The sequence below is a fragment of the Mesorhizobium sp. M7A.F.Ca.US.005.03.2.1 genome, assembly GCF_003997795.1.
GTDB lineage: Bacteria > Pseudomonadota > Alphaproteobacteria > Rhizobiales > Rhizobiaceae > Mesorhizobium > Mesorhizobium ciceri.
On record NZ_RZRP01000884.1, the window covers coordinates 1 to 2,534 of the forward strand.

The following is a 2,534-nucleotide window of genomic DNA, read 5'->3' on the forward strand; positions in this document are numbered from 1 at the left end:
CCTATCTTTTTTGACCATCCTGTCGATTTCGGCGATCCGGAAATCGACGGCAAGAGCATTGCGGAGCTGATCAAGGGCAAGCCACGCTTCAGTCCTGTGGAGGGGCTCGACAAGTCGGTATGGGAAGGAAAGCACTGCGACGGTTGCCATGAATGGAACGAGGCCCGGCTGTGTGAACAGTCGAAAAATTTCGCCGCCAACGACGTGTCTGTCTTACGGCTTCAACATCCGCTTGGAACGCGCTTCAAGGTGGCGCTCGCAAAATGGGCGCAAGGTGGCTGTAAGTAAGCCAGGATGATGACGGCATCCATCGGTTTCTGCCGGGCGAATGCTCTAATCCGCATCCGCTGCTTGGCTCAGGGCCTCGATCTCAGCCATCTGGATGCCCATTTCGACAAATGCCGAAAGAACGGTGAACCGGTCAGCCAGTGCGACACGCGCCAGTCCGGCCAGAATCCCGGCATTGATTGCGTGGGCAGCTGGAAACGGCAGCAACGCCGGTGCCATCGTCGCGGCCCTGGCCGAACCATTGTCACGCCATCCCGCGGCCAGAGCAATCCAGCCGACCGGCGTTGTTGGCGGCGTCGCGCCGGCTGTGCTGAGCGCCGCCTGGTGGCGGAGACTGTCCGGTTCGCCCACCCAGTTGTGGACCAGCGGGAGCAACTGATGATCGGTCTCATCCAACAGGTCGGCCAGGTGGCTCAGGCATTCATGGGCCCACCAGACCGCGGCTCGCTCGGGAAGCAGGTAGGCACAAAATGTAACCGCTTCCTCGGGAACGCGCCCTGCGAGAAGGTCGCGGCAAAACTCGATCGAGCGCTGGTCGGTTGGAAGGCTCCTCATGTCCCGCGCAATAGCAGGACACGCCGCGAAAAGATCCCTTGCCGTTTTGAACCGGAGCCCATTGGCCATGACCGCCACGCTTTCATCGAGAAGCTTGGCCACTCAAGCCTTAGGCGCGGCGCGGGTCAAGTCTCAACCGGTGACGCGGCAACAACTGTCACGCCCCCGGCGATTGCAGACAGACAATTGCCTGCGAATTTGCTATGATCCCAACATCGAAAATCGGAATACTCAACCAGGAGGAGCCGCTATGCAGTGGAGCAGTTCAGCTTTTGTGTTGGCGGTCGTGCTTTTCTCGACCCACGCTTCCGCCGACCCCGTTCAGAAATCGGAAGACATCGTGAAGTTTTTTGCTGGTGCGGCCGATCTCGGCAAGTCCCGCGGGATTTGTGTTGGCTCCGCGGAGGAGTGCAAAAGCAAGTCTAATGACGCGTCGGCAGTGAAAACCGGCCTCGACATGCTGATCAATTTCGGCTTGGATTCGGCCGAACTTGACGCCACCGCGCGCGCTGAACTCGACGAGTTCGCCAAAGCCCTGAAGGACAACCGGCTGAGCACGTTCAGCTTCGTCGTCGAAGGCTATACCGATGCCACCGGCACGGTGCACCACAACGAAGGCCTGTCGCAACGACGAGCGAAATCGGTAGCCGCCTTCCTCACGGCCAGCGGCATCGAGCCTGATCGCATCAACGCGGTCGGCATGGGTGAAAAGAACCCGCGCAGTTCCAACCCATACGATCCGCTCAATCGCCGCGTGGAAATGCGGATAAAGACACAATAGCCACGCAAAGCTGCGCCGCAGCTTGGGATGGGGCGAAGATTGTTCTACCCGATGGAATTTGGACAGGGGTGAGCATCTGATAGAGCAGCGCGAGCGTGGTTCAAGGCGTATTCTGAATTGAGCTTATGACGGCGGTGACGGCCTGCTTGTATTTTTCAAACTCCGGTGACGTCTGGCGGACCTCCGTGGTCGTTGTCTGCTGGGCGGCGCCAGTGGCCATGCGGCCCAGCTTCTGGCCCATTTTCCTTTCGGCCCAGTCCACGACGTAGCTGGCGGTCTTGCCGGTGAGAAACGGGTTGGCCTGGATGACGGCCGACCCCAGCACGGCGCTCAGTTGCGCCGAACCTGTGGCCGACAGCACCTGGTGCGCGCCTTCCATTCCCAGGAAATGACAGAGATAGAGTCTGCCCGCCGTAATCTGGTGACCACGCTCCCGAAGATAGGCCTCGCCTTCGCGAGCCAGGTTGCGAACCATCTCACGCGAGATCGTGGCGTCGTAGCGCAGTGCGAGCAGGTCGGCTGTCGACAGCGTGCGCGCAAGTTCCGGGCGGTAGGTGTTCATCATCCTGATCCAGGTCTTGCTTATGAATTGCCCTGCACCGGTTGCTGAGGAATTTGGGTTCTTGGCGCGAGCGCTGCCGCCGCTTTCGACATGAACGATACGGTCGGTGAGCGTCTCGACCGCGGAATCGTCGGAAGCGACCGCGGTGACCGTGCCGAGTGGGTCGATCGCTGCGCCATTCTGGTAGAGTTCGAAATGCAGGTGGGGCCCGGTCGAAAGGCCGGTGGTGCCGATATAGCCGATCACATCGCCGGCTTTCACCCTGGTTCCGACACCGGTCCCGATTGCAAATCTCAGCATATGCGCATAGCGCGTCTCGCGCCCGTTTGGGTGCGAGATCTTCACCAG

Annotated in this window: 3 protein-coding genes and 1 pseudogene; 2 read left to right on the forward strand and 2 right to left on the reverse strand. The window is 60.3% G+C overall.

The window, feature by feature from the left end; all coding sequences use genetic code 11:
- A pseudogene (locus EN991_RS31940) lies at positions 1 to 288 on the forward strand (peptidase c14 caspase catalytic subunit p20); the annotation flags it as partial.
- Between the two features lie 45 nt (positions 289 to 333).
- Here the strand turns inward: EN991_RS31940 and EN991_RS31945 are convergent.
- Entirely contained in the window at positions 334 to 945 is a 612-nt protein-coding gene (locus EN991_RS31945) for a hypothetical protein (RefSeq protein WP_224673521.1), read from the reverse strand.
- 148 nt (positions 946 to 1,093) lie between these two features.
- On the opposite strand from EN991_RS31945, the gene EN991_RS31950 reads away from it, so the two are divergent.
- Complete coding sequence (locus tag EN991_RS31950; protein WP_013525282.1) at positions 1,094 to 1,624, forward strand: OmpA family protein; 531 nt, start codon at positions 1,094 to 1,096, stop codon at positions 1,622 to 1,624.
- A gap of 100 nt (positions 1,625 to 1,724) precedes the next feature.
- On the opposite strand, the gene EN991_RS31955 is transcribed toward EN991_RS31950, so the two are convergent.
- Positions 1,725 to 2,534, reverse strand: an 810-nt coding sequence (locus tag EN991_RS31955; protein ID WP_164769520.1) for a M23 family metallopeptidase, incomplete at its 5' end; no start/stop codon positions are given.

Coding starts and splice junctions, on each gene's coding strand:
- EN991_RS31950 (WP_013525282.1), top strand. CDS start 1,094: ATGCAGTGGAGCAGTTCAGCTTTTGTGTTGGCGGTCGTGCTTTTCTCG.